Source organism: Salinibacter sp. (assembly GCF_042218895.1).
GTDB lineage: Bacteria > Bacteroidota > Rhodothermia > Rhodothermales > Salinibacteraceae > Salinibacter.
Window position 1 is genome coordinate 1 of the sequence record NZ_JBDGQQ010000113.1, and the last position, 25960, is coordinate 25960.

Sequence of the window (25960 nt, forward strand, 5' to 3'; positions counted from 1 at the left end):
TATAGGACTGCGGCGAGGCCAATCACCACGTATTGTGCGAGAACAAACATGGGAAGAGGAAAATGATAGGTGCAGAATGCCGCCTATCTCCTTCTCAAGAAGCGTGCCGAACTTGAGATACTACCGATACGACCGACTCAATGCGCGCGGGTGTCCGGCACGGTCGAAGCCGAAAAAGCCTCTGTGCAGGCTAGAGACCGTGATTTCCTGCGTTCACGGTCCCGCGCGAAGAGCTCTTTCCCGACGAGGAGCCCCTGTCCTCAGAATCGGCCCGGAGCGTAGGAGTGCTGCCCCCCGGTGCGTTTCTCCCAGGCGTCCTTTTCATTTCGAAACGATTGTCCCCAGCCGCTCCCGACGAGAGAACGCTCCGTTCCCTGCCAGAATCCGGGTTATTTTGTGGGACCGGAGCGCCGACGCCGGGATGGGGAGCCCCCTGTCTCCCCGCGGCAATTCATCCCAAGGGCGGCCGGTCTCTTCGGGGATGCCGGAGACCGTCCCGCGGTTCTGACCGAAAACGGTTCCGAAAGGAGTCAATCCGCACTGAATGGCAAGTAAGAGCCGCGCGCGTCGGAGAACGGATTGGAGCGAGCCCAAAGCTCCAGCGAGCCCCGCGGGCCGTCAGCGGACTACGGTGAGCCTGCGGGTTTTCGTCGTCTCTCCGGTGCTTAACCGGTAGAAATATGTGCCACTCGAAAGGCGGGACGCGTTGAGGGCAACCTGATGACGCCCTGCCTCCTTGCGCCCGCCGACTAAGCGCATCACCCGGCGGCCGAGCACGTCGTACACGTCGAGCTGAACCCGCTGATCACGGGGCAGCGCGTACCGAATCGTCGCCTGCTGGCGGGCCGGGTTTGGAAACGACCCATGGAGATTGACCTGCTGGATCCTCGACCGTTCGACACTGACGGTTTCGGAGAGAGACGCCAGCCCGTCGGGACCAACCCGGCGCAGGCGATACTCAAACCGCACCGCTTCGTACGAGAGCGCGGCATCCTTGAACCGAAGGGTCCGGCCCTGCCCGGTTTTCTCTCCTTGCCCGTTGACGACCCCGACCTCGGTCCAGGAGCCCGAGCCCGCTCCGCCCGTCGTGTCCGTGACGATACGACGATCGACGTGGAAGCTCGCCTCGCTTGCCTTCTGGGTCGGAACCTGCCACTGCAGATGCACGGCCTCGTCCTTGAGCGTGGCTTCGAAGGCGGACAACTCGATCGGGAACCGCTCCCCGTCTGGAGCAATCTGCAGCTCGAAGCGCGGGTGCTTCCGGGTCGAGTCGGTGCGCACGGCGAAGGTGGAGGCTGCATCAGCACTCAGGGCATGGGTCCTCCGGGTGTCCGTGTCGACGATCCGGGCGCTCCAGCCCTCCGGCAAGGACCACTGGCGCACCGCGATCGTGGCCAGCTCCGCTTCGAGTCCGTGCGTTCGGAGCCGGAGGGGAATCGACTGGAGCCCGGAGGGCCACGGTCGGCTCTCCGCGGCCTTCTCGGTGCGGGACCCATCTCGGCCCGTCCCAAGGAGGGGCAGCAGGGCGTGCTCCGCGTCGAGAGGCGTAAGCTTTGAGGCGTCGAACGAATCCCAGTGTTTCGTAGCCCGCTCGTCGAAGACAACCCGCAGGGCGTGATCCCGGCCGAGCGTGTCCCCAGCGGCCCCCCTCACGTGGAGGGCGAGTCCGAGGGAGGCGTGGCGCCGCGGGGAAGCGTCCTTTGACTTGGAGCCGCCAAATGGGACCCCGATGGTCCGTCCCCCTGGATCAAACGTGAGTGAGGTTGCGCCCTGTCCCCCACTGTAGTCGGTCCGCTCGACGAAGAAGGCCTCCCAGCCCGCAACCTTCGCGGACGACTGGCTTTCGGCGACCCACGTCCCCGCATCGGTGTCGTAGCGCTGCACTGTACTCTGAAAGCCGTTCGACGCCAGGTCCGAAAGCCCGGAGAGGTCGTAGCCGCTTGGGTAGGGATTGGCGAGGAGGTGCCAGCGGGCCGTCTGGGCCAGATCATCCACCGTCACCGGATTCGCCTCCCGCAGGTTCGGATTTCCCGCTAGACTGATCGTCGTCGACGGATCAACTGGATATGGAGACTGATCGGGGAGGTAAATGGCGTACCCATGGCCTGGGCGGAGCTGGTCTGTGGGAGAGAGTCCCCTGTAGGCTCCCGCAGGATCTTTCGACGTAGAAGCCTGATCGTCCCACTCGTAAAGCATGTATCCCCCCGACATATTGAAGTCGACGGGATTTTCTCCAATGCGGAGATCCTCCGCCTGCGCCGACGAGGCGGTCGGGAGGCCGATAAAGCGCCACCCGGCGTCCCCCCCGCTCTTCCCGGACGACCCCCTCACGCGGAGCGTGCGCGTGTAGCTTCCGATTGCCTCGACCATGTACACAGCGTCCTTCCGATACGTCCCGCTGCTTTGGCACAGCGGTTGCAGGCTGGACGCGACGGCGGAGCACTCCTCGTACTCCACGACAGCATGGTCCACAGAGTCTCGCGACGCGTCGTAGATGCGAAAGTGCAGGGAATCACCCTCTGCGAGCCCGCCTTGCGTGAGGGCATCTTGCCCGGCGACGGGAAGGGCGACCCCACTCGAATCGTTCCAGGCCGTAACCCCTACACAGTCCCCCTCCGGCGAAAATATCGCAATCGAGTCGGGCGTCGCTCCCCCGGCAAGGGAGGCATCGGTGGGCCCGACGGCGTCGGACGTCGAGGAGGGAAAGACAACGGTCGCGTTGCTCACCGCGTTCGTGGGACAAGGTGACAAGGCCTCCTCCGCGTGACCAGCCCACGGAAAAAGGAGCAGGACAGCCGTGAGGGAAGCAATCAATCGGTAGAAGCGAGGCATGGGGAGCAGCGGAAAACAACGTGGAACTGTGCTCCCTATTCTTTCGCAAAAGGTGTTCCCGGGAAATGAGGCCCTCGACCGGCACGCCCGGCGGACCTGGCTCTACGACAGTAGCGAGAGGTCCGGTTGAAAAACAGGAACAGAACCGATAAACTTTACTTCCTACCTTTGACAAAGCGCCCCGAAACGCTGGAGGAGACGGAAAGGTCTCCGGAAGTGAACTGTGGGCCGGGGCGGGACGAGGAAAAATCGTTTCTATAGGTGGCCTCTTGTTACGAATAGTAATACGTTTAAAATCGTAACGGATCGGCAGAATGTCCCCAGGCATCCAGGCAATGAGCTCGGGCGGTGAGGAGAGGTTCTGTGTCCGCTTCTTTCTCCCTGTACTCCCGCACTGAGCGCATGTGGGCGTGACTCCTCCTCCGAGGCTCCCAGGAGACGGGGGCGTGGAAGAAGACCGGGGATGCTCCAAAGGTAGATGGGGGAGTGTTTTTTCGATGACGCCCTGACGCCGAGCCGCCCCCATCATTGAGAGTGCTATTCGCAGAGGTGTTTTCGTCTCAAGAAAAGATTCCTTCTCCAGCGGAACGGTGGCCAGTCAGTCAGTGCTTGTGTCTGGTGCCCGAACCCGTGTTTAGGAAAACGACGCTGAAGCACAAGTCACAGCTGGTACCCATCGCACTTAATAGCACCTGGGACCTCACGCCGACGTGGGGAAGATCGGCAACGAACCGCCTCTTGAGAACTTGTCGAGTGAAGTCGTGGTCGGGCGAAGGTCCCTGAGTCCCTGCAATTCACAGATACACAGATCAACATGGCTCGTCTCGTGCGGGAAGGCTCTGGAAGAGATCGCTCCGGTGACGGGGACGTTGTTCGCTCCTGGGATGCGGAAACAGGCGATTTCGCCGAGTATCCGGGTGGGCACCAGGGCTTCAAAGAGCAAGCGGAACAGGCCCTTGATCTCCTTCTGCGCCGGAAGTGGCTCATCATCCTGACGTGTCTGCTCGTGGTTGGAGGAGTAGCGGTCTACACCTACACGCAGGTCCCCGTCTATCGGACGAGTACCTTGGTGCTCGTCGAGCAGGAACAAGAACGCTCCTTCCTGAGCGGGGCTGAGGGACCTAGTGCCGGGACGGGGAGCTTGATGGGGCAGGGCAACCGCTCGATTCAAAACGAGCTGGTCGTGCTGCGAAACTCGCAGTCGCTGCGGCGCAGGGTGGCCCAGCGGCTTATCGATCAGGGGAAGGCCGGGCAACTTCTCGGGTCGACCGTCCAGTCCCCGCTCGGTCGGCTCAGTGACCAGGCGTGGGCGTCGGTTCGCCGACTTCTCGGGGCCGCGGGCGGGCCTGAGGAGAACCAGAACGCCTCGCAAGAAAGCCAGGAGGGGTACACCGCGGCTGAGGTAGCGGCGGCGCTGGCCGGTCACGTTCGATTCGCGCCGTCGGAGCAGGCAGACAATGCGATCCGGATCACGGCGTCCGACGAGAACCCGGAGCTTGCGGCGACCCTGGCCAACCTGTATTCAAAGGAGTACGTGCGCTTTGCGCGGAAGTCCAGCCGGTCCCAGGTGTCGGCCTCGCGGCGGTTCTTGGAAAAGCAAGCCAAGCAGCGGAAGCAGAAACTGCGGGCCATCGAGCGAAAGATTCAGGCGTATAAGCGGCGGCAAGAAGCCGTCTCCCTCAGCAACGAAGGGAGCTCCCTAGTCGGCCGAATCTCACAGACGGAGGCCAGCCTGGAGGAGGCCCGGGTGAAGCTGAAGATGCAGAGGAGGGCCCTGAAATCCCTCAAGGCACAGCTCGACTCGATCCGGCCCGACCAGATGTCCCAGCGCGTGGGATCGAGCCTGAGAAAGCAAATCGAAGCGCTGCAGTCAAAAATCGCGGACCTTGAGCTGTCGAAGCAGGAGCTGATGCTCCAGTCCGGTGCTCCCACGCCCGCCGACAGCGCGCAAATCGAGCAAATCGACCGGCGCATCCAGGACCTTCGCGCGAAGGTGTCCGCGCTCTCCGACAAGTACACGAATGAGGTTCTGTCCGGGGGATTAAGTGCCGAAGCGGGGGCACAGCGCGTCGCGGATCTGCGGCGCCAGATTTCTAAAAAACGCGTCCGAATTACTGGCCTGAAGTCCCGTATCGACGTTCTGTCCAACCGGCTCCAGGAGTATGAGGCGGAGCTGAACAAGATTCCGAAGAAGTCCATGCAGCTCGCCCAGCTCAAGCGCAGGCGGAGCTACGCAAAGCAGATGTACGAATTCATCAACAAGCGGCTCCAGAAAGCCCGCATCCAGGTGAAGTCTGAGCTGGGGTACGCCAGTAGTGTGTCCGAGGCCGCCGTTCCCGGACGGCCGGTCCGGCCGCGTCCCCGCCGGAACCTCTTCTGGGCGCTGGTCCTGGGACTAATTGGGGGCATTGGGCTTGCCCTGGGCCGCGACAAGCTCGACAACCGGGTCTACAAGCCGGATCGTCTCAATGAACTGGGATACCGCGAGCTCGGCATCGTTCCCAACCTCACCCCCCTCATCGAGGATCAGCTCGGGGGGCAGACCACCGTGGAGCATGATGGGAATCACTTTAACACAAGCCTGGTCACCGTGGTGAAGCCCAACTCTGCGGCCGCGGAGGCGTACCGCCAGGTTCGGACGCGCGTCCAGCACAGCCAGCCGGACGAGCCGAGGGAGGCGCTCCTCGTCACCAGCCCGGGCGCGGGAGACGGAAAATCCGTCACTGCGGCCAACCTGGCGGTCGTGACGGCTCAGTCGGGCCGCTCCACGCTTTTGCTCGATACCGACCTGCGCCGTCCCCGCATCCACAAGCTCTTCGGGATGTCGCGGAGCCCAGGCCTCATGGACGCCATGAATGCGACCCTGGAGGAGCACCTGAAGACCCCCGCAATCGACAACCTCTTCGTCCTGCCCGTGGGGACGACCAATGGAGCAAACCCCACGGAGGTCCTCAGCTCGTCCCGGTTCCGCGAGTTTCTGCACGTGGCCCGGAAGCATTTCGACTCGGTCGTCATGGACACGTCCCCCGTGCTGGCGACGACCGATGCCTCGCTCCTCTCGACCCATTCCGACACGACCCTCTGCGTCGTCCGGGCTGGCCGGACGACCGAATCCGAACTTGACCGCGCCATGGAGACGCTCAGCGACGTGGGGGCCCGGGTAACAGGAGTGGTGTTCAATGGCTTCGACGTGTCGATGGCGTACGGGTACAAGTACCGCTACCGGTACTACGGCGAATACGGCCCCTACGACCAGTATGCGTCCCTGCCGGACTCCGCTGAGGAGGAGCGCTCGTGAAACCGGGGGCGACCCTGCGGTCGACCCGGCCATTCTGATACGAGCGGGACACTGAAACTTAGACTGATCTCCCCGACCGAAGATCTGGGCCTACCTTTATGAGTTCCACAATGTCCGATGCATTCTTCCCATACGTCATCGGAGGGGTCCTATCGCTCCTCCTCGTTGCGGCGGGCCCGGCCCGTGGGCAGCAGCTCCCCGAGGGACTACAAGGGGGCGGGACATCCTACTACACGTTCGCACGGCCGGGCCAGAACACCATCCAGGTCCTTCTGCTCGGAGATGTCGGTCAGACGGGCCTGTACAAGATCGGCGAGAATATTGATCTGGCCCGACTGCTAGCGCTCTCGGGAGGGACGGGGGACGTGCGGACGCGAGGAAGATTCAGTTTTGGTCGGGGGGATACGAAGATACGCCTCTATCGTCCGGCGAACGGAGGCCGCGAGCTAATATTCAAAGCGGAGTTGGACCAGCTCGTGTCGAAATCCGACTACCCGGATCTGAAGTCAGGGGACGTGATTCGGGTTGAGAATCAGAGGCCGTTTCCCTGGTTCGACGTGTTCCAGATTCTGACGTCAGCGGCTACCTTTACGCTGACCATCATACGCTTCATCCGGGAGTGAGGGCGAGAGAAAGTCCAGGTTGGGAGACGCCCGACTGGCTCACGTGCAGCGCCAGTGTGCCCACGCCGCCTCGGGCTGGAAGCAGAAGGCCAAAAGAAATTTAGGCGGCCCTGTGGGGCTGGCTTTGCCTACAGGCGGCGACGGGCTTGCCCCATCGCACGACGTTTGGACGACGGTGAAGGCCTTCGCGAAGCCTGGAGCTCCAGAGACGTGCAGGAAGCGCTCTGCACGGGCGTCCAGAAAGGCCATGAGTCGTCCTGCTTATCGGCTCCTGCGGGGCGATCCCCGCCAGCACCGACGCTGTCAGATGACTGACACGGTCATGTGACTGACGTGGCGAAGCTGTATCTCCGCGCCCCGTAACTGGGGCCCGGCCGTCGACGCCGAGAAAACATCCGATCTCAACACAAACCTGTCCGGGGGTTCTCCCATGTCCTACAGAGCAAACGGAAAGCAGGAGGAGCGACTCGATCAACCTCCCGTTTACCAGGGGAGTGTCGACACCGACCAGACCGTCGTCGTCTGCGGCGCAGGCGGCTTTATCGGCGGCCACCTCGTGGCGGACCTGTTGCGGCAGGGCTACTCTCAGGTCCGCGCCGTCGACATCAAGCCGCCGAACCAGTGGTTCCAGAAGTTTGACGCGGCGGACAACCGCTCCCTCGACCTCCGCGAGAAGGAAAACTGCTACCGGGCTTTAGAACACGCGGACCACGTCTACAACCTCGCCGCCGACATGGGCGGGATGGGCTTTATCGAGAACAACAAGGCCCTCTGCATGCTCAGCGTGACGATCAACACGCACCTGCTCATGGCCGCGAGGGACATGGACATCGACAGATACTTCTATTCGTCGAGCGCCTGCGTCTACAACCAGGAGCTCCAGGACACCGCCGACGTGGAGCCCTTGTCCGAAGAGGACGCCTACCCGGCCCTCGCCGAGGACGGGTACGGGTGGGAGAAGCTCTTCAGCGAGCGGATGTGCCGCCACTTCCGCGAGGACTTTGGGGTTACCACGCGGGTGGCCCGCTACCACAACGTGTACGGCCCATTCGGCACCTACGACGGCGGTCGCGAAAAGGCCCCAGCGGCCCTCACGCGCAAGGCCATCGAGGCCAAATTGTCCGGCGACCACTCGATTCTGATCTGGGGAGACGGGACGCAGACCCGAAGCTTCATGTACATCGACGACTGCGTCGACGGGACCCAGCGCATTATGCATTCGGACATTACCGACCCGATCAACCTCGGGAGCGACGAACTGGTGACGATCAACGAGCTGGTGGACGTGATCGAGGAGGCGGTTGGCGTGGACCTCGACCGGGAGTACGACCTGACCAAGCCGCAGGGCGTCGATGGGCGAAACTCGGATAACACCAAGATTCTAAACGAGCTCGGGTGGGAGCCGCCAACGTCGCTTCGGGATGGGATGGAGGTCACCGCCGAGTGGATCGAGGAGCAGATCCGGAGGCACCGCGAGCAGGAGTCGACCAGCCGGTTCGCCGTGGCGCACTAGCAGTTCACTTTAGAGGGTATCTGACGACGTGACGTCGAGCGCATGTATATGACCCGATCCGAGGCGGACGACGCCCCGTCCATCCTGTTTATCAACCAGCACTACTGGCCAGACTTTGCGTCCACGGCCCAGCACCTGACGGACCTTGCGGAGTACCTGGCCAGCGAGGGCTTCGACGTGCATGTCCTCTGCAGCCGCGGCCACTACCTGTCCGGTTCGATGGACGTGCCCGCCGAAGAGGTCCACAACGGGGTGCACATCTACCGGGTGCGGGCGACGGCCTTCGGGCGGGACACGGTCCTGGGACGGCTCACCGACTACGCGAGCTTCTACACGAGCACATTGGCTCGTGTCCTAACGGGCCCCTCCTACGACTATATCGTCACGCTCACGACCCCGCCCCTTTTGCCGCTCGTCGGCACTGTCGCTCAGGCGCTGCGGGGGCAGGCCTACGGCATCTGGTCGATGGACCTGCACCCGGACGCCGAGGTGGCGGCCGGCATGCTGAAGGAGAAAGGCTTCCCCGCTCGCCTGCTGCATGCCCTCAACAATGCCGGGTACCGCGGCGCCGACTTCGTCGTGGACCTCGGAACGCACATGAAGCGCCGTCTCCACGAGAAGGGGGTGGCGAATGATCGGCTGCACACGATTCCGGTGTGGAACAGGAAGGACGAAATCTACCCCGTCGCGCACGAGGACAACCCGCTACGGAGCGATCTGGGCCTTGAGGGCAAGTTCGTCGTCATGTACTCGGGCAATGCAGGCCGCGCCCACCGCTTTGAGGAAGTACTGGCGGTGATGAGGCGGCTCGATGGCCACCCTGAGATCGAGTTTGTGTTCGTTGGGGAAGGGCCGCAGAAGGAGCGCATCGAGACGTTTGCCGAGACGCACGACCTGTCGAACTTTCGCTACCTGCCGTACTTTCCCCGCGAAGACCTCAGGTACTCGCTCCCCATGGCGGACGTGCACCTGATGACGCTTCGCGAAGAGATGGCGGGCATCGCCGTGCCCGGGAAACTGTACGGAATCATGGCTGCCGGTCGGCCGGCCTTGATGGTGGGGCCGGAAGCGTCCGAGTCCGGGGAGACAATTCGGGAATACGACGCGGGGTATGTGGTCGATCCTTCGCGGGATTCCGGTCCTGAGCAGGCGCTCTACGACAGGGTGCTTCGGATCTACAGCGACGACGAAGAGCGCAGGAGACTCGGTGAGAATGGACGGGAAGCGTTTTTGGAGTCGTTCGAGCGAGACGTATGCTGCCGGGAGTGGGAAGGCCTCCTAGAAGACCGAGTCGAGATAAAGCCCGAGCCGGTCGTCGCGTAGGTCTGGTCATTTCGACGTCCCTGTGACACGCCGCGACGCGAGACTGTGGTACAGTCAATTAAGCAGGGCATCTTCGAGGCTGCTGGCTACTGGGGCCGGTGTTCGACGGAAGAAAGCCTCGTGATTGCGGGGGTGCCCCGGGCCGGCACCACGTGGCTCCTTGAACTGCTCCGCACGCTGCCCGGGCGCAAGGCCCTCAACGAACCGCTCCTGTACCGGAGGGCCCGGCATGAATACGGATTCGGGTGGCACAAGTACATTGCCCCCGATGAAGACGCCCCGCGGCAGCGGCGGTACCTTAAGCGGGTCCTTCGCGGACAGGCGCGAGACATTCCGGCCTGGTTTTTCGAGGCGGACTCCCAGCCCGGAAAGGTGCTCGAACACGCCACTCGCAAAAAACTGATCGTCAAGTTCTGCCGTCTCAACCGGGCCCTACGCTGGTTTGCGCGGCAGTTTGACGTGCAGGGGATCGTGCTCATGGTCCGCCACCCGTGCGCGGTCGTGGCGTCTATGCTGCAGCAGGGCGCCTGGAAGGAATCGCGCCTGCGAGGGCACGGCCCGACCCGGGCCGAGCAGGCCCTTCACGGGGGCGCGCTTCCCGATGCGCTCCGCGACCCCTTCGGGCCTGTCCTGGAGCGCATCACCACGCAGGTCGAGGTCCTGGCAGTGCACTGGTGCATAGATCACTACGTCCCGCTCCTCCACCATGCCGAGGGCGACTATCCCTGGGCCCTCGCCCCCTACGAGCGCCTTGTCACTCGGGGGGAGGAAGAGCTTCGCCGGATTGTAGGGGCGCTTGGGGCGGACTTGACGACAGAAATGCAGGATCAGCTTCGAGAGCCGTCCTCGTCTGTCGTGGACCGGATGTACCGGCGGCCCGAGCGCCAGCTCAAAAAGTGGCGCCGGCGCCTTTCGGAGCGGCAGGTCGGCGACATTCTGTCGATCGTCGACGAGGTGGGACTGTCCCGGTTCTACACCGATGCCCTCGAACCGGACTACGACCGCCTGAACGACTGCCAGAGGAAATCATCACGGTGGGGGAGTAAGACGAGCACGCAGACAGCACGCTGACCCAAGCGCACACGCCGATGTGCGGCATTGCAGCCTCATTTTGCTACGGGGGAGGGACGGTCGACCGGGCGGCTCTGCAGCGAGCCCGGGACTGCATGCAGGCCCGGGGGCCCGACGCCTCCGGCTACTGGGAGAGCGAGGGCCGGGGCGTCGCCCTGGCGCACCGGCGGCTCTCCATCATCGACTTGTCGGATCGGGGGGCACAGCCCATGGCGGCCGAAGAGCAGGGGCTGCGGGTCATCTACAACGGAGAAATCTACAATCACCAGGCGCTCCGAGACGAGCTCGAGGGCAAGGGGTACCGGTTCCAGTCGGACACCGACACGGAGGTGCTGCTCTACCTCTACGCCGAGCACGGGCGGGATTTCGTCGATCGGCTGCGCGGCATGTACGCGTTTGCGCTCTACGACGAGAGCCGGGAGGGCCTCCTCATGGCCCGCGACCCGCACGGCATCAAGCCCCTCTACTACGCCGACGACGGGCGCGCCCTGCACCTCGCCTCGCAGGTGCAGGCGCTCCGGGGCATCGGCGCCGTCAATACGTCGCCAAACCCGGCCGGGCACGTCGGCTTCTTCCTGTGGGGGCACGTCCCCGAGCCGCACACGCTCTACGAGGGCATCCGCGCCCTGCCGGCCGGGCACACCTGCTGGGTCGACCGCGAGAACGGGGTCCAGGCGCCCCGCGCCTTCGCGTCGGTACCGGAGGCCCTGCGGCGGGTCGACACTGCGTCGAATGGACGGCCGCCGCGGCCGGCGCTCCGGGAGGCCCTGCTGGACAGCGTCCGGCAGCACCTGATCGCGGACGTCGACGTCGGCCTCTTCCTCTCCGCCGGACTGGACTCGGCGACCCTCACGGCCCTCGCGTCGGAGGTGCGGGGCGGCATCAAGACGGTGACGCTCGGGTTCGAAGAGTTTCGGGGGACGCCCAACGACGAGGTGCCCGGGGCCGAGCGCATTGCGTCCCGCTACGGTACGGACCACGAAACGGTTTGGGTCACCCAGGGCGACTTTGCGGCGGCCCGCGACGACTTCCTCGGCGCCATGGACCAGCCGACGATCGACGGGGCCAACAGCTACTTCGTGAGCCGAGCGGCCCGGGAGGCGGGCCTCAAGGTGGCCCTGTCTGGACTTGGGGGCGATGAGCTTTTCGGCGGGTACCCCAGCTTCTCGCAGATTCCGCGCCTCGTGTCGACGGTCGAGGCCGTGCCGGGGGCGGCCACGGTGGGCAAGGGGCTGCGGGCCGTCGCGGCGCCGGTAATCGGGCAGATGACCTCGCCGAAGTATGCGGGTCTCCTCGAGTACGGGGGCGACTATGGCGGGGCCTATCTGCTCCGTCGGGGCCTGTACATGCCGTGGGAGTTGCCGGACGTGCTGGACTCGGACCTCGCCCGGGCGGGGTGGGAATCCCTCCAGCCGCGGCTGCGCCTGCAGGAGACCGTGGCCGGCATCCAGACCCCGCATCTGCGCGTGGCGGCGCTGGAGTCGAGCCGGTACATGCGCAGTCGGCTCCTGCGGGATACCGACTGGGCCAGCATGGCCCACTCGCTGGAGGTGCGCACGCCGCTGGTGGACTGGGACCTGTGGCAACGGGTGGCCCCGCTGGTGGTCCGTCATGGCCTCACGAAACAGGACATGGCGAAAACCCCGGAGATATCGCTGCCGGAAGACTTGCTGGACCGCCCGAAGTCCGGGTTCTTCGTGCCGATGCGGGAGTGGCTCCTGAGCGACCGGCCCGAGTACGCCTCAACGCGGGGATTGCGGGGATGGGCACAGTACGTGTACGACCAGACGGTGAGCACGAGATAGATCCAGATCATGCCACGAGCGTTCTAGAGAAGGTCGCGCAGCACGTTGCCGAGTCACGCATAAAGCTGGATGTTCACTCTCGCATTTGCACGATGGCCTGGATGAACAAAGGGGGCAGCTATCGGGGCCCTTCTACCGTACGGACCAGCGGTGGGAATCTGCGGCGCGAGATCTTCGACATTAAGGCTGGGGAGAAGGCCTTGACCTCGGAGCAGGTGGACCGAATTCTGCGGACCGTCCGTGCCGTGGGAGTTACCTGCCACGACGAGTCCCTTACGCCCGATGAGGGAGCCCTCCCGTTTCGCTCAGGACCGGGCCACCATTCCAAATCGTGCCATTCCAAATCGTGAAAGCTGTGCACCTGAGCGCGTTGGTCTTCCCAATCAACTCTGTACTACGAGAACGCAAAGCTTCTTTGGTTGGGTATATACGAAAAATCATAAAAAATAAATACACAAAAATAACCCGAAATTAAAAAACAAATAAAAGTGAAAAAGTATATAAAAAAAGCCCTAAGAAAATTATTCGAAACAGGGCAGCGTGTGGGGCTAGATATATTGCCTCGTCACTTCTACTCGGAAATTCCAGATATTGCGAGTCTGAAAGAGAAAGAAAAATGGAGGTCTGAGTACTCCATGGAGTGTGTGAGGGGAAGCAGTATCAGCAGACAGGTGGAGTTTGTGAAGGAGTGCTGCCCACCAAAAGTGGTAAAGGAAGTAAAGTCCAGGGATATACACGGTGATGCCTCTAAGAGGAACGGGAGGGAAGGTTTTGGGCCTGTAGAGGCTGACTTTCTCTTCGCTTTCGTTACCACGCAAAAGCCTAGTCAGATACTCCAAATCGGCTGTGGGGTCTCCACTGCGGTCTGTCTTCAGGCCGCTGAGTACGCGAACTACAATCCCGAAATAATTTGTGTGGATCCGTATCCGAATGATTTTTTATTGCGGGCTAGCGGAAGAGGAAGCATAGACCTCATTCAGAAGGGAGCCGAAAAAGTAAAGCCCGAGAGTATAGCAGGGCTTGAAAGCGACCTCCTGTTCTTTGTCGACTCAACTCACGCTCTAGGGCCAGCTGGAGAAGTGACACGGATAATATTAGAAATGCTACCAAAGTTAAAAGGGGGAGCTTACGCACATTTCCACGACATAAATTTTCCATACGACTACGGAAGGAATATGCTAAATTCATCCTTGTTCTTCGGTCATGAAGGTGCGCTCCTGCTTGCCTTCCTGGCACACAACAAGCGCTTCCGAATTCTTGTGTCTCAATCCATGCTTCATTATTCAAGGCCCGATGAGCTTGGGGAGTACCTTCCAGGATATAGTCCGGCCCCGAACACCGACGGACTGAGTGCTGGAGAAGGCGACTTCCCATCCTCCATATATCTTGAAGTGACAAGTGACAAGGCATAGAAGTCCTCAAGAGGAGACCAGCGAGTTTGCGCAGAGGATCCCATCCGACTCATTGCTCAGCTACTTTTGTCGGAAACGACCTAGGTACCGCGAGCATGCCGGGGCAGTCGCAGAAGTTAGTGCCTCTGACAGTTATTGGCAGAATCGCTTGCGGCTGTAGAATATGGTACGTTGCTGACTGGAGTTTCTAGTATATAATTTCTAATCTAAAAAATACAAAATACCATCATGTCAGACATGTTTCATGCGCCAAGCAAATCGTACGACAGACTGATAGACATAGACTGCTTATTGCGGTCCCAATGAGAAACCAATCTGAGGATCAGTAAAATACCACACATCGCGTGTATCCTGATTCAAGTAGCATTCTTTTTCTTTGTACGGATGCCTACGGGACAGGGGGAGGGATAGCTAAATTTAACCGGGACCTGTGTCGAGCCCTGACCACTGAACCTTTGTCTGCTCAGATAACTGCACTTCCTCGCGTGGCTCCCTCAGAATCAATTGGGGAGATTCCAAGTCCTGTAGACTACCGCGTAGAAGCGGCGGACTCGACACTACACTATCTGTGGGAAGTCTTACGCTTGACATTCGGTAACCCGCATACCGAATACGATGGGATTATTTGTGGACACATGAATCTGCTTCCGGTAGCTGCACTCGTAGCGCAAATCCGGCGGCTACCGTTGCTCGTAATTCTGCACGGTGTAGACGCCTGGAAACTACATCTGCCGACGGTGGCTATGCCGAGCCTGTATGCCATCGATTCTTTCGTGTCCGTGAGTCAGTACACAAAGGACCGATTTCTCGAATGGGCACCGCTTACTGACGAACAGGGCCACGTCATTCCGAACTGCATCGATACATCGCTTTACGGTCCGGGGCCAAAACAAAACGATCTACTGGGTCGCTATGGGTTGAAAGATCGAACGGTGCTCCTCACACTGGGTCGTCTCTCCTCAGCTGAGCAGTATAAGGGACACGACGAGGTGCTGGAGGTCCTGCCAGATCTGTCCGATGAAGTTCCAGACATTGCGTACCTGGTTTGTGGGGACGGAGACGACCGCCCACGGCTCAAAGCGAAGGCGAAACGCCTCGGGGTGGAGGACCGCACGGTGTTTGCCGGGTACGTGCCCGAAGACGAAAAGGCCGATCACTATCGCCTCGCAGATGCGTTTGTTATGCCGGGACGCGGTGAGGGCTTCGGTATCGTGTACTTTGAGGCCCTGGCCTGCGGGGTGCCGGTCGTGGCGAGCATGGCCGACGCCAGTCAGGAGGCGGTGCGAAATGGTGAGTTGGGGACCGTTGTGGATCCAGACGACCCCGACAATATTAAAGCGGGCATTCTCGACGCTCTGCGTGAGCCGCAGGGCGTCCCGGATGGGCTCGACTATTTCTCTGTGGATCGATTCCGGAAGCGCTGGCACCGTGTCGTCGACGACTGTTTCCGAACAAGCACGACGGGGGCGTCCGCAGCCCCTTGAGACCCGTGTTGGAATTGGGAGCTACTCATTCCTCGCACTCTATTGGAACCCGATACTGACTGCATGGACACTCTAGGAGACCTGTTCCGATACCTGAAGATCTATCGCCGCTACATCGGGCGCCGGATGTACATCATCTTCGTCCTGTCGGCCTTCACGGCGTTTGCGTCGAGCTTTGGGATCGCTCTGCTCCTGCCGCTGCTGCGCGCCTCTGAGACCAGCGGCGGACGCCCCGAAGACATGGGCACCGCCGAGCAGTGGCTCTACGACCTCCTCACGTGGATGGGGATTGCCGAGTCTATGGGCGGCATCCTGGCGTTCATCGCCGTCGTGTTCGTCGGAAAGGGCCTCCTCATGTTCGTGCAGAGCGGGTACAAAGGCTACCTGCAGGCCCAGCTCCTCCGGGAACTAAAGGCGCGGCTCTTCGACGCGTACACCGGGATGGAGCATCGGTATTACATCCGCAACAATACCGGACACTTCATTAACGTTATCAACGGTCAAGTCGGAGGGTTCTTTGGCTCATTCAACAGCCTCGTCGGCTTCCTGACCACAGTTCTCACGACGTTGGCTTATTTCGGAGCAGCCCTCGCCATCACATGGAAATTTTCGTTGTTGGCCATCGGTATAGGACTTGGGATCCTGTTTCTCTTTAAATATCTCAACACGTATGTACGGACGCTCTCACGGGAGAAGTCCCATGAGATGAGCCATCTGAATAAGCTCCTTGTTCAGACCCTACAGTCGCTAAAGTACGTGGTGTCGACGAACCAGACGGCCCACCTGCGCTCCCGAATAATGGAGAGCATCCGACGGCTCACCGGGTACATTTTTCACCAGAACGTCGCGTCCGCGTTTACCGGAGCAATTCGAGAGCCCGCTTCTGTGCTTCTCATCGTGGGCATCATTTCCCTCCAGGTAGTTGTGCTTCGGGAGCCGATCGCTCCCATCTTCGTAGCACTGTTGCTCTTCCATCGGGGTATGCAAACGGTCATTTCCGTACAGCAGAAATGGCAGGCAACCATGGACGCGATTGGATCCGTGGAGATGGTGGACAACGAATTCGATACGGTTCTGGCCCACCAGGAAGAACGAGAGGGTGAAGTGCTCGGTCCTCTGTCCGAAGGCATCGAGTTTGACGACGTCCACTTTGCTTACAACGATGAGGACGGCGATGTCCTTCACAACGTCAACATTACCGTGCCCGCCAACCAGACCGTGGCGCTCGTAGGAGAGTCCGGCGCCGGCAAGTCGACGCTCGTGGACATGATGACGCTCATGCTGCCGCCCTGCACCGGGGAGATTCGGATCGACGGCGTACCCCACAATGAGATTGATTTCGACTCGTGGCGCGACCAGATCGGCTACGTCTCTCAGGAGACGGTAGTCTTCGACGATACGGTTGCAAACAACATCAGTCTGTGGCAGGGCGACATTGAGGAGGACCCGGCACTCCGCGAGAAGGTAATGGATGCGGCCCGACGGGCCCACGCCGACCACTTTATCCGCGACTTGCCGAACGGGTACCAGACAGTCGTTGGGGACCGGGGGGTACGCCTCTCCGGTGGGCAGCGGCAACGCCTGTTTGTTGCACGAGAGTTGTTCAAGCAGCCGAACTTACTGCTTCTCGACGAGGCGACGAGCGACCTCGACACGGCTTCCGAGCAGCACATCCAGAGCAGCATCGACGCGCTACAAGGAGAGGTGACAGTTGTCATTATTGCGCACCGGCTCTCGACGGTGAAAAACGCCGATCGCGTCTATGTGCTCGATGAGGGACGCGTGATTGAGGCGGGGGCCTACCACGAACTCCGGTCCCGTGAGAATGGGCAGTTCCGCGAGATGGTAGAGATGCAGAGTCTGTAGCACAGTCAAGGTCCGACTGTCGGGCATTCAAAAATCTCCTCTCCACGCGTTGTGCATATTCTCGTTTCCGGCGGCGCCGGCTTCATCGGCGCCCACCTCTGTCGCCGCCTGCTTAACGACGGGCACGTCGTGCAAGCTGTCGACAACTTTGACCCATACTACGACCGCGAGATCAAGGAAGAAGGCATCGCCGACCTAACCGGCCGGCCGAACTTCCACTTCTACGAGCAGGACATTAACAACACCGCTTTTCTTGGCAGTGTCCTGAAGGGGCAGTCTATCGACGCGATTGTGCACCTCGCAGCGAAGGCGGGCGTGCGTGCCTCGATCGAAAACCCGGTCGGCTGCGCCCACTTCAACATCACCGGCACACAGTCGATGCTGGAGTTCGCGCGACAGATGGAAGTGAAGAAATTCGTCTTCGGCTCCTCCTCGTCTGTCTATGGCAACAATGAGAAGGTGCCCTTCGCGGAGGAGGACGCGGTGCATCATCCAATCTCCCCGTACGCGGCATCGAAGCGGTCCGGCGAACTTTTGGCGCACACCTATCACCACCTTTACGACATGACGGTGCACTGCCTGCGGCTGTTCACCGTCTACGGCCCGCGCCAGCGGCCGGACCTGGCCATCCACAAGTTTGCCCGGCAGCTCCTCACCGGTCAGCCCATCACGATGTACGGCGACGGCACGTCGAGTCGCGACTACACGTATGTCAATGACATCATCGACGGCATTGTCCAGAGCCTCCATCGCGCTCATGCCCTGGATCAAGAAGAGTACGAGATCATCAACCTGGGCGGCTCAGAGACGACCGAACTGCTGGACCTGATCCACGGCATCGGGGACGCGCTCGGCATCGAGCCGATGATCGAACAGCAGCCCATGCCGCCGGGGGACGTGAAGCGGACCTATGCGGATATTTCGAAGGCCCGGGAGCTCCTCGACTGGGCCCCGGAGACATCCATCGATGAGGGACTGGAAAAGTTTGCGGAATGGGTCAACGACTACTACGCCGAACGGCCTGTAGAAGTGTAGCGCTTTTGCAAGTCTAGTCACTTGATGTAAAAATTAAAAATGAAGATTCTTAGCGACGAAAATAAGAGTATATTGGTGAGGTACTTGAACTATATAAATCCTTCTCCAGAAGAGTTCGACGTAAGTGAGCTTGAGCGTAGATCAAAGTTTGAAAGTGATTATGAGATATTGGCAAAAAGCTTAATATCAAATATTGACTTCGAGAAGGTATTCGATGTTGGGTGTGCACAAGGATTATTGATGCTTCCGCTTCACGATAGAGGGTTTGACGTTCGGGGAATTGAGGTGTCCGAAGACGTTGTTGAATTTCTCCCCGATCCGTTGAAGCCCCGCGTTACGATTGGCGATTTTGAGCAAGCGACGGGGAGCTATGACCTTGTGTGCTGCGTTGAGGTGGCTGAGCACATCGAACCCGCACGGAGTAAAGACCTCGTTAACAAGCTTTGTGACTTATCTGATCAGCATATCTACTTTACGGCGGCACCACCAGGACAGGAAGGTCATGGTCACATCAACTGCCGGCCCCATGAACACTGGATTCGATGGTTCAACATGAAAGGCTGGCATGTAGATGAGCCCACGACCCAAAAGATTCGAGAGGACCTTGCTGCGGTAGAACATACGCACTGGCTACAAGAAAACAGTTTCATACTCTCCTCCCGTTGAGCCCTTCACGTCTGGGGTTCGCAAGGCGTAATCACCCTGGTAGTAAGCTGTTAGCCGAATAATTGAACGCTCCGTGGTGGTATTTTCTTCTGGCCATACCATTGCATTTTCAATTTAGATAAGTAGGCCTTGTACAAGACGCAATATAATACTCAAATTGGGAATACGTAAAGGGTTATGTTCTCATATGTGGACGAAATTCATGGCTTTCTTCACTATTCATACTATCCCAACTCAGACGAATGCTCTGTTCCGGAAACGATTATAGATGCCAGTGCACACGATCCTCTTACGTCTAGCCTGGTTGAGAGGGGCGAAAAGGCTCTCCAGAAATCTGTAGAAGCAAATTTTGAGAGGGAGTCGTTTCCCGAAAATGCCACGCATACTCTCTTACTGAGTGGGGGGCTGGACTCACGAACGGTACTAGCTCTCCTCTTAGACCAGGTAGGTCCCGACCAGATTGCGGTCGGCTCTTACGGTGTTCCAGGCGCATTCGATTACGAGTTGGCTCAGGAGGTTGCGAAAAAAGCAGGAGTTACGAGTTATCGTTACGATCTGCGTCCACAGCACTTTGAATGGTCTTACGAAAAGCTCCTTGACTACGCGAGAACCCTCCCCCATCCCACACGGATTTTCGAAGCATACATCAACCACTACGCTCGGACGCAGGTTGCGCAGAACTGTGCCGGCGCAACTGTTCAATGGAGCGGATGGTTAGGAGAAACGACGGCGGGATCACATCATAGCCACTACCTTCCGAATGAGTTTGGGTGGGATGCCCACTGTGGTCAGTTCGCCCGGTGGAACAATGCAACGACTGTAGATCTGACCCCGATTGGTTTCGACCCGCGAACGTCGCTACCAGAAGAACCGCCCGCTGGTCGTAGCGATCTGAACTATGGAGAGCAATTGGATTACGCCGTTCGTCAACAGTGCTTTATCAAGCCATTCGTCAATCCGTCAGACTGCTTTTCTCCATTTCTGGATGAGAAGTGGCTCCAGTTTATTCTTCCGCTTCCACGTCGGCTTCGGGTCAACCGACGATTGTTCAAGAAAATTGTCCGTAGGGCATGGCCGAGGTTGTTCGCTCTTCCGACCGAAACGAACGACGGATTGCCACTGAAGAAAGACACCCTTCCCGGACGGACTTCTCACCTGTTTGGGAGGGTGCGAAGAAAATTACAACGCGAGATCCCTTTTCTGTCGACCTACAGAAAGGTCCAGTACTTTGATTTCAGTACAGCACTGCGGACTGAAAACTCATTCCGTGGGCTTGTCGGATCGCTTCTTGCGAGACTGGACCATCGCCCTGTCGTGTCGTGGATCGATGTGGATCGGCTCTGGAGGGCGCACCAAGACGGCATGGACCTAAACCTTGATCTCCGAATTCTGGCTGGGCTGGAGTTGTGCCTAGAAGCGTGTGAGTAGAACTTCGACTCCTCAGATATGCCAGCCTCCGGCCCGCGGGTGAGTGTCGTAATGTCCGTCCACGACGGACGCCCGTACTTGCCCCAGGCCGTGCAGAGCCTACTCGGGCAGACGTTCAAGGACTTTGAGTTCATCATCATAAACGATGGCTCGTCGGACGGCTCTCGGGCAGTCCTTGAGCGGTTTGCCGAACGGGACAACCGTGTCCGCCTTGTGCACCAGAACAACCGGGGACTCACCGCCTCACTGAACCGAGGGCTCGAGCTGGCGCGGGGAACGTACATTGCCCGCATGGACGACGACGACATCAGCCGCCCGGATCGGTTCGAACGACAGGTTCGCTTTCTCGAGGCCAACCCGGACGTTGGGGTGCTGGGAGGAGCGGCGCGAGTCATTGACGAAACGGGCGAGCCAGTGGATTACTGGATGCCCCCGACGAAGCACGGCCATATCACCTGGCGCCTATTATTCAATGCCTGCTTTACCCACCCCAGTGTGATGGTGCGTCGTTCTCTCCTTCAGAACCTCGGGGGATACGCCGACTGGGCAAGGTGTTCGCAGGACCACGAGCTATGGACCCGCGCGGCACAGGAGACCCGGTTGGCCGCGCTGCCCGACGAACTGATCCAGTTTCGGCGGTCGGAAGGCTCCATCACGGCCACCAGCCGCGAGGCACAGATGAACACGAACTGTCGTGCTGCCGCGCAACTGCACCAGGCCCTGCTCGGGTCTGCGGCCGACGACGACATTGCTCACTTCCTCGTGTGGCTGCACCAATTCGGCCTGGACACGGCCACTGAGGAAACGGGTATAGACGATTACCGCCTCGTATTCGAGTATCTGCGTGTCCTCTATCGAGCACACGTCGAGCGGTTTTGCGAAGATGGATCCCACGTGCCAGTCCGACGGGAGGTGCTGCCCCGGCTGGACCGGATGGCCGAGGAGGTTGCGAAACGCCAGGGATGGGGAGCAGGGGTGTGGCACAAGGCGCGTGCTCGGTTGATGCCGCCCATGAAGGACGCCATCCCGTGGATGTGGAGGGCCGCCCGGGATCGGCTGTCGTCGACAACCCCCTCCGTTTCCTGAGCACTCCTGTCCATCCGCGATCGCTCTGGACGATCCTCTCTCGGCGGGTCATATCATCCGGCACGAAAAAAGAAACGATTGTCCGACCAATGAACATCCTGTTCGTCCTGCCGGAGTTTCCGCCGCAGTACGGAGGCGGGATTGCCACGTACTACAAGACATTGCTCCCAGCCATTGCCGCGCAGGGGCACGCCGTCGACGTGCTGGTTGGAAGTGCATACACGAGTGACCACCCTCGTCGGGAAGAACAGGGATACAGCGTCGAGTTCCTCGACGTAGACCGACGGACCCGGGCCACCGAGAAGTTCACGGCGTACGAGGCCGTTCCGCCCCTCCGTCGCACCCTGGGAGCCGCGTGGGCGCTCTTCCAGCAGGCCGATCGTGGGGCCGGCTATGATCTCATCGAGACAACGGACTTCGGACTTTCCTTCCTCCCCTGGGTCACTGCGGACGACACTCCGCCCGTGCTGGTCCAATTGCACGCCAGCAATGGGCAGATCGACGCCCGGGAGCCGAAAGCAGGCGGAGCCCTCCAGGGGCATCTCACGCGGCTGCTGGAGCTGCAGGGGCTGTCCCGGGCCGATATGCTTCAGAGCCACTCCCACGAGAACGTCCGACGGTGGCGCGAGCGGCTGAACCGGGAGGTCGGGTATCTGCCGCCTCCGCTTCCCCCCCGGCCGCAGGAGGACACTTCGCCATCGGCCCCCGACACGGACGCCGTGGGGTTCGTGGCGGGGCGCATTCAGTACTGGAAAGGCCCAACGGTGCTCTGCGAGGCCCAGCAGCGCCTCGGTCCCGACGCTCCTCTCATCGACTGGGCGGGACGAGACACAGACTACCGGGCCGTGGGGCACTCGATGTCGGACTACCTGGCCGACAGGTATCCCCGTGTCTGGCGGGAGACCGTCCGCCCAATTGGCGAGATCCCCCCCGAAGCCGTAGCGCGGCGCCAGAACGCGGCGCAATTCGTCGTGGTGCCCTCCATCTGGGACGTATTCAACTACACCACGGTGGAGGCCCTGCGAGAAGGGAGCGTGGTGATCTGTTCGGACGGAGCGGGGGCCTGTGACGTCATCGACGAAGGCGAGAATGGCTTTGTCGTGCCGGCGGACCAGGGCGGGGCCCTAGCAGGGAAGATTGAAACCGTTCTCGGGCTTTCGTCGGCGCGTCGCAAAGAGATTGGGCGAGCGGGCCGCGAAACAGTCCGGCAGACCTTGAGCCCGGAGCGCGTTGCGCGTCGCCGATCTGAGACCTACGATGAGATCACGAAAGGGGCGGTACACGCGCCGGCCGACTCCTCCTGGTTGGCAAAGGCCATTCGCCCGAAAGGGGCGTTCGAGGTGGAGGGGAAATCTCTTTCGGTGCTTGATCGCCTCCCGCTACGGGACCTCACTCGGTATGTGATTCGACGAGCGTGGAAAAAGATAGTCTCTCAATGAGTTCAGCCACACGCTACATGGTTGTCGGCATGCCTCGGAGCGGAACCACCGCCGTGCACAACACCCTGCGGGGGCACCCGTCTGTCAGCGCGCTGCACAAGGAGGTCGCGGTGGATCCGTTTCTAACGCAGGGGGTGGCGATATTCACCCGGAAGCATCCCAAAACCCGCCCCTCGATCTCGTCTCTCTTCGATTTGATGACGAGCACACAGTCGGTAGCCGAGCCGGAGGCGCAAGGAATGAAACTTACGACGGGATCGAATGAGCGCGCACGTGCCTTCGCGGAGGGCGTTCGAACCCACCTCCCAGACGTGCGGATCATTCTCCTCGTTCGTCGCGACCTGGTCGCCCAGTTCGGGTCGCTCGTTAAGTCTCAGGAGACCGGAGTCTGGGGGCGGCACGTTGGGGAGTCAAAAGTACGGTCAGCCCCTACACTTGAACTGAACCGATATGAGTTCGCGGAGTATGCGATAGAAGCCTATCAGATTCGTCGGATACTCCGAAGTATGCAGGATAGCCACCAGATCCTCGAGATAGGCTACGAAGAGGTCCTCCTTAGTGGGAATTTGCCCACCCACGACTCATTGTTCAATTTCGTCGGCGTCGAGCCACGGCGGGCAAACTGGCTCACGGACCGAAAGCTCTCTCCGCCGCCTGAATCGTACATTGAAAACTATCAGCAACTACTGAGTCTACACAACCGCATAAAGCGCAGTCTGGAGAACGGTGTAGCGCCAGAAACCTTGCGTTCGGCTTACGCGCGTCCCCTTCTGGAGACGATTTGGCAGAAAGCAAGGTTCTGGGGGCAGAGACCCGGATATGCTGCGTACCGGCTGGAGGAGGCCCTGCGAGACTGGATGTCTGAAGACCGTCGCACCGACTCCTGAATCTTATATTTTCTTGCCAGCACTTATCTTATGAGTGCTTCTTCTACTATTTCCCTCTGCATCCCGGCGTACAACGCCTCAAACCACCTGCCACGACTCCTCGAGTCGGCGCAGGAGCAAACAGTAGACTTCGACGAGATTCTTGTCTACGACGACTGCTCCACCGACAACACGGCAGAGGTGGCTCGCTCGTACGGAGCGGAGGTGATTTCGGGGGACGAAAACCAGGGGTGTACGGTTGGACGAAAGCGACTTTCGAAGCACGCGTCCGCTGACTGGCTCCACTTCCACGACGCCGACGACATGCTGTATCCCAACTTTGTGGAGCAGTCCCACAAATGGATGCAGAGAGACAGCTCGCCCGACGTAGTGGTTTTTAGCTACGAAGAGCGACGGGAAGACACCGACGAAAAAATCGACGTGCGGCATTTTGATGCGGAGGCGCTCCGTGAAGACCCAGTCGAGTACACCATCCGAACTGTGATCAATCCGTTTTGCGGTTTGTATCGTCGAGACGCCTTCCTGGAAGCGGGCGGTCCGGACACGGACCCAAAGGTACACTACAATGAGGATGCCGCTATGCACTGCAAACTCGCCCGTGCAGGCTTGCAGTTCGACGCTGATCCGACGGTGACAGTGGTGAACTATCACCGGGAAGACTCAATGTCACAGGCCAATCTTGTGAAGTGTGAGCGAGCCCGGTACCATGTGCTAAAGAAGTGTGCACAATTCAACGGCGACACGCATGGAGAGGCGATTGCGCATGAGCTCTGGAAAATTGCTGCCGTGTTGGCGTCACGATTTGAATGGGAGGTGGCAGACAAAGCAGTCCGGCTTGCTGTTCAACTGAATGGTCCCACTCCTTCACATGGGGGAGTGTTGTTTCGGGGGCTTAGCATGATCCATCCTCAAATGGCCCTACGAGTCCGGGAAGCGTTGATCAGGTGTTTCAAACCACATCTCCGAAGTTAATGAGTCGTTACTCACTCCTTGATCTTGTTAAGAAGTCAACAGAAAAAATTGGAATTCTCTCACGAGCGGCAGCTCATGTCATACGCCTGAAGTTGAGAGAGTATGGTCTCACCGACTCGCATACTGAATACACACCTTTCATTATTTTAGGACACGGACGCACGGGCTCAACGATGCTCGTGAGTATGCTCCAGTCACATCCCAAGTGCGTTTGCTATAGTGAGCTCTTTCATCCTCATAGTCCGAAGTGGTTTTACGAGCACATTAACTTTCTGCATGGAAAAGATGGCCTAAGAAATGAGGGGCATGATAAATTCCTGAAAAAGTATGTATATAAAAGGACACCCACAAGTATCAAAGCGGTGGGTTTCAAGGTGCTTTACTGCAACATAAACGAGGGAAGCGCAACGTCTATGAGCGGGGAGGGAGAGATAAAAAGAACTTTGAGATACATGAAAGATATAGGAGTGAAAGTTATACACATAAAAAGGAAGAATAAACTTAAAAGGTTCGTTTCTATGAAAATGGCAAACAAGAGAAAAAAGTGGGTAATTAAGAAGAGAGGAGGAATAAGTGATAGAACCAAAATAAATGTGGATACGGAAGAGATGTTAAGGAGCATGGAAAGACACTTCAAGTTAGAAAAAGAAAAGGAAAAGATTTTTTCTTGCTTCGATTATATTAACGTAAGCTACGAAAATCTGTGTGAAAAAAAAGACGACATAGAAAAAATACAAAACTTCTTGGGCTTGCCCGTGAGGTCTCTTCGGGCCAGTACAGCCCGGACTCGGCGGAGGTCTCTTCGCGAGGTCATAGAGAACTATGGGGAGGTGATAGAGGCTTTAAGGAGTACTAAGTATGAAGAATTCATACCCTAATATCCCACCTTCCGCACCCCGGTGCTCGGGGGAACTGACATGCTTTTGGGCATAACATTGTACAAGTGAACGGGAACATGGTACAATTAGTCCCGACATGATCGGCCCGAAGGAGCCTGAACACTCCGATTCCTCCGAGAGCGAGGTTCTTCAGAGCAAGATCTTCGACCATCTTGGCCTGGTGGCCGGAATGTTCGAAGAACTGGAGATCGGCGCACGGATCGACGAGCAGATCGCTCAGGATTTCGAGGAGCGCAACGTATCGGTCGGCCAGGCGGTGAAGGCCTTGGTTCTAACCGGCCTTGGATTTGTTCAGCAGCGGCTTTATCTGACCGCCCAGTT

Annotated in this window: 19 protein-coding genes; 18 read left to right on the forward strand and 1 reads right to left on the reverse strand. The window is 59.5% G+C overall.

The features are described from left to right. Window positions 1-618 precede the first annotated feature (618 nt). Entirely contained in the window at window positions 619-2727 is a 2109-nt protein-coding gene (locus ABEL04_RS09920) for a T9SS type A sorting domain-containing protein (RefSeq protein WP_375802233.1), read from the reverse strand. Window positions 2728-3646: 919 nt separating this feature from the next. Here ABEL04_RS09920 and ABEL04_RS09925 point away from each other — a divergent pair. The 18 genes from ABEL04_RS09925 to ABEL04_RS10010 form a co-directional block, all read left to right on the forward strand. Further along, a complete protein-coding gene (locus ABEL04_RS09925) occupies window positions 3647-6130 on the forward strand; it encodes a GumC family protein (protein ID WP_375802234.1) in 2484 nt (827 codons plus the stop codon). Between the two features lie 98 nt (window positions 6131-6228). Further along, window positions 6229-6753 (forward strand): hypothetical protein, encoded by a 525-nt coding sequence (locus ABEL04_RS09930; protein WP_375802235.1) that lies wholly within the window; start codon window positions 6229-6231, stop codon window positions 6751-6753. A 430-nt stretch (window positions 6754-7183) separates the two neighbouring features. Continuing rightward, window positions 7184-8266: an NAD-dependent epimerase/dehydratase family protein gene (locus ABEL04_RS09935; protein WP_375802236.1), complete on the forward strand. Its 1083-nt coding sequence runs from the start codon at window positions 7184-7186 to the stop codon at window positions 8264-8266. 48 nt (window positions 8267-8314) lie between these two features. After that, a complete protein-coding gene (locus tag ABEL04_RS09940; protein WP_375802237.1) occupies window positions 8315-9589 on the forward strand; it encodes a glycosyltransferase family 4 protein in 1275 nt (424 codons plus the stop codon). A gap of 45 nt (window positions 9590-9634) precedes the next feature. Then, a complete protein-coding gene (locus ABEL04_RS09945; RefSeq protein WP_375802238.1) occupies window positions 9635-10660 on the forward strand; it encodes a sulfotransferase domain-containing protein in 1026 nt (341 codons plus the stop codon). Window positions 10661-10677: 17 nt separating this feature from the next. Beyond that, window positions 10678-12465 (forward strand): asparagine synthase (glutamine-hydrolyzing), encoded by a 1788-nt coding sequence (gene asnB, locus ABEL04_RS09950; protein WP_375802239.1) that lies wholly within the window; start codon window positions 10678-10680, stop codon window positions 12463-12465. 488 nt (window positions 12466-12953) lie between these two features. Next, window positions 12954-13877 (forward strand): class I SAM-dependent methyltransferase, encoded by a 924-nt coding sequence (locus tag ABEL04_RS09955; RefSeq protein ID WP_375802240.1) that lies wholly within the window; start codon window positions 12954-12956, stop codon window positions 13875-13877. A gap of 344 nt (window positions 13878-14221) precedes the next feature. Then, the gene (locus tag ABEL04_RS09960; protein ID WP_375802241.1) at window positions 14222-15361 is read left to right on the forward strand and encodes a glycosyltransferase family 4 protein; all 1140 of its coding nucleotides are present in this window, start codon (window positions 14222-14224) and stop codon (window positions 15359-15361) included. Window positions 15362-15424: 63 nt separating this feature from the next. Continuing rightward, complete coding sequence (locus tag ABEL04_RS09965; RefSeq protein ID WP_375802242.1) at window positions 15425-17227, forward strand: ABC transporter ATP-binding protein; 1803 nt, start codon at window positions 15425-15427, stop codon at window positions 17225-17227. 51 nt (window positions 17228-17278) lie between these two features. Next, a complete protein-coding gene (locus tag ABEL04_RS09970) occupies window positions 17279-18262 on the forward strand; it encodes a GDP-mannose 4,6-dehydratase (protein WP_375802243.1) in 984 nt (327 codons plus the stop codon). Between the two features lie 39 nt (window positions 18263-18301). After that, window positions 18302-18928 (forward strand): class I SAM-dependent methyltransferase, encoded by a 627-nt coding sequence (locus ABEL04_RS09975; protein ID WP_375802244.1) that lies wholly within the window; start codon window positions 18302-18304, stop codon window positions 18926-18928. Between the two features lie 189 nt (window positions 18929-19117). Then, complete coding sequence (locus ABEL04_RS09980; RefSeq protein WP_375802245.1) at window positions 19118-20356, forward strand: asparagine synthase-related protein; 1239 nt, start codon at window positions 19118-19120, stop codon at window positions 20354-20356. An 18-nt stretch (window positions 20357-20374) separates the two neighbouring features. Then, entirely contained in the window at window positions 20375-21442 is a 1068-nt protein-coding gene (locus tag ABEL04_RS09985; protein WP_375802246.1) for a glycosyltransferase family 2 protein, read from the forward strand. 89 nt (window positions 21443-21531) lie between these two features. Next, window positions 21532-22881, forward strand: a complete 1350-nt coding sequence (locus ABEL04_RS09990; RefSeq protein WP_375802247.1) for a glycosyltransferase family 4 protein — start codon at window positions 21532-21534, stop codon at window positions 22879-22881. Then, the gene (locus ABEL04_RS09995; RefSeq protein ID WP_375802248.1) at window positions 22878-23768 is read left to right on the forward strand and encodes a sulfotransferase; all 891 of its coding nucleotides are present in this window, start codon (window positions 22878-22880) and stop codon (window positions 23766-23768) included. Before ABEL04_RS09990 ends, ABEL04_RS09995 begins: the two co-directional genes overlap by 4 nt. Before the next feature lie 30 nt (window positions 23769-23798). After that, window positions 23799-24740 (forward strand): glycosyltransferase family 2 protein, encoded by a 942-nt coding sequence (locus ABEL04_RS10000; RefSeq protein WP_375802249.1) that lies wholly within the window; start codon window positions 23799-23801, stop codon window positions 24738-24740. Beyond that, the gene (locus ABEL04_RS10005) at window positions 24740-25618 is read left to right on the forward strand and encodes a Stf0 family sulfotransferase (RefSeq protein WP_375802250.1); all 879 of its coding nucleotides are present in this window, start codon (window positions 24740-24742) and stop codon (window positions 25616-25618) included. The genes ABEL04_RS10000 and ABEL04_RS10005 overlap by 1 nt, the downstream gene beginning before the upstream one ends. Before the next feature lie 97 nt (window positions 25619-25715). After that, a partial coding sequence (locus ABEL04_RS10010) for a DUF4277 domain-containing protein (protein WP_375802251.1) occupies window positions 25716-25960 on the forward strand: 245 nt, incomplete at its 3' end.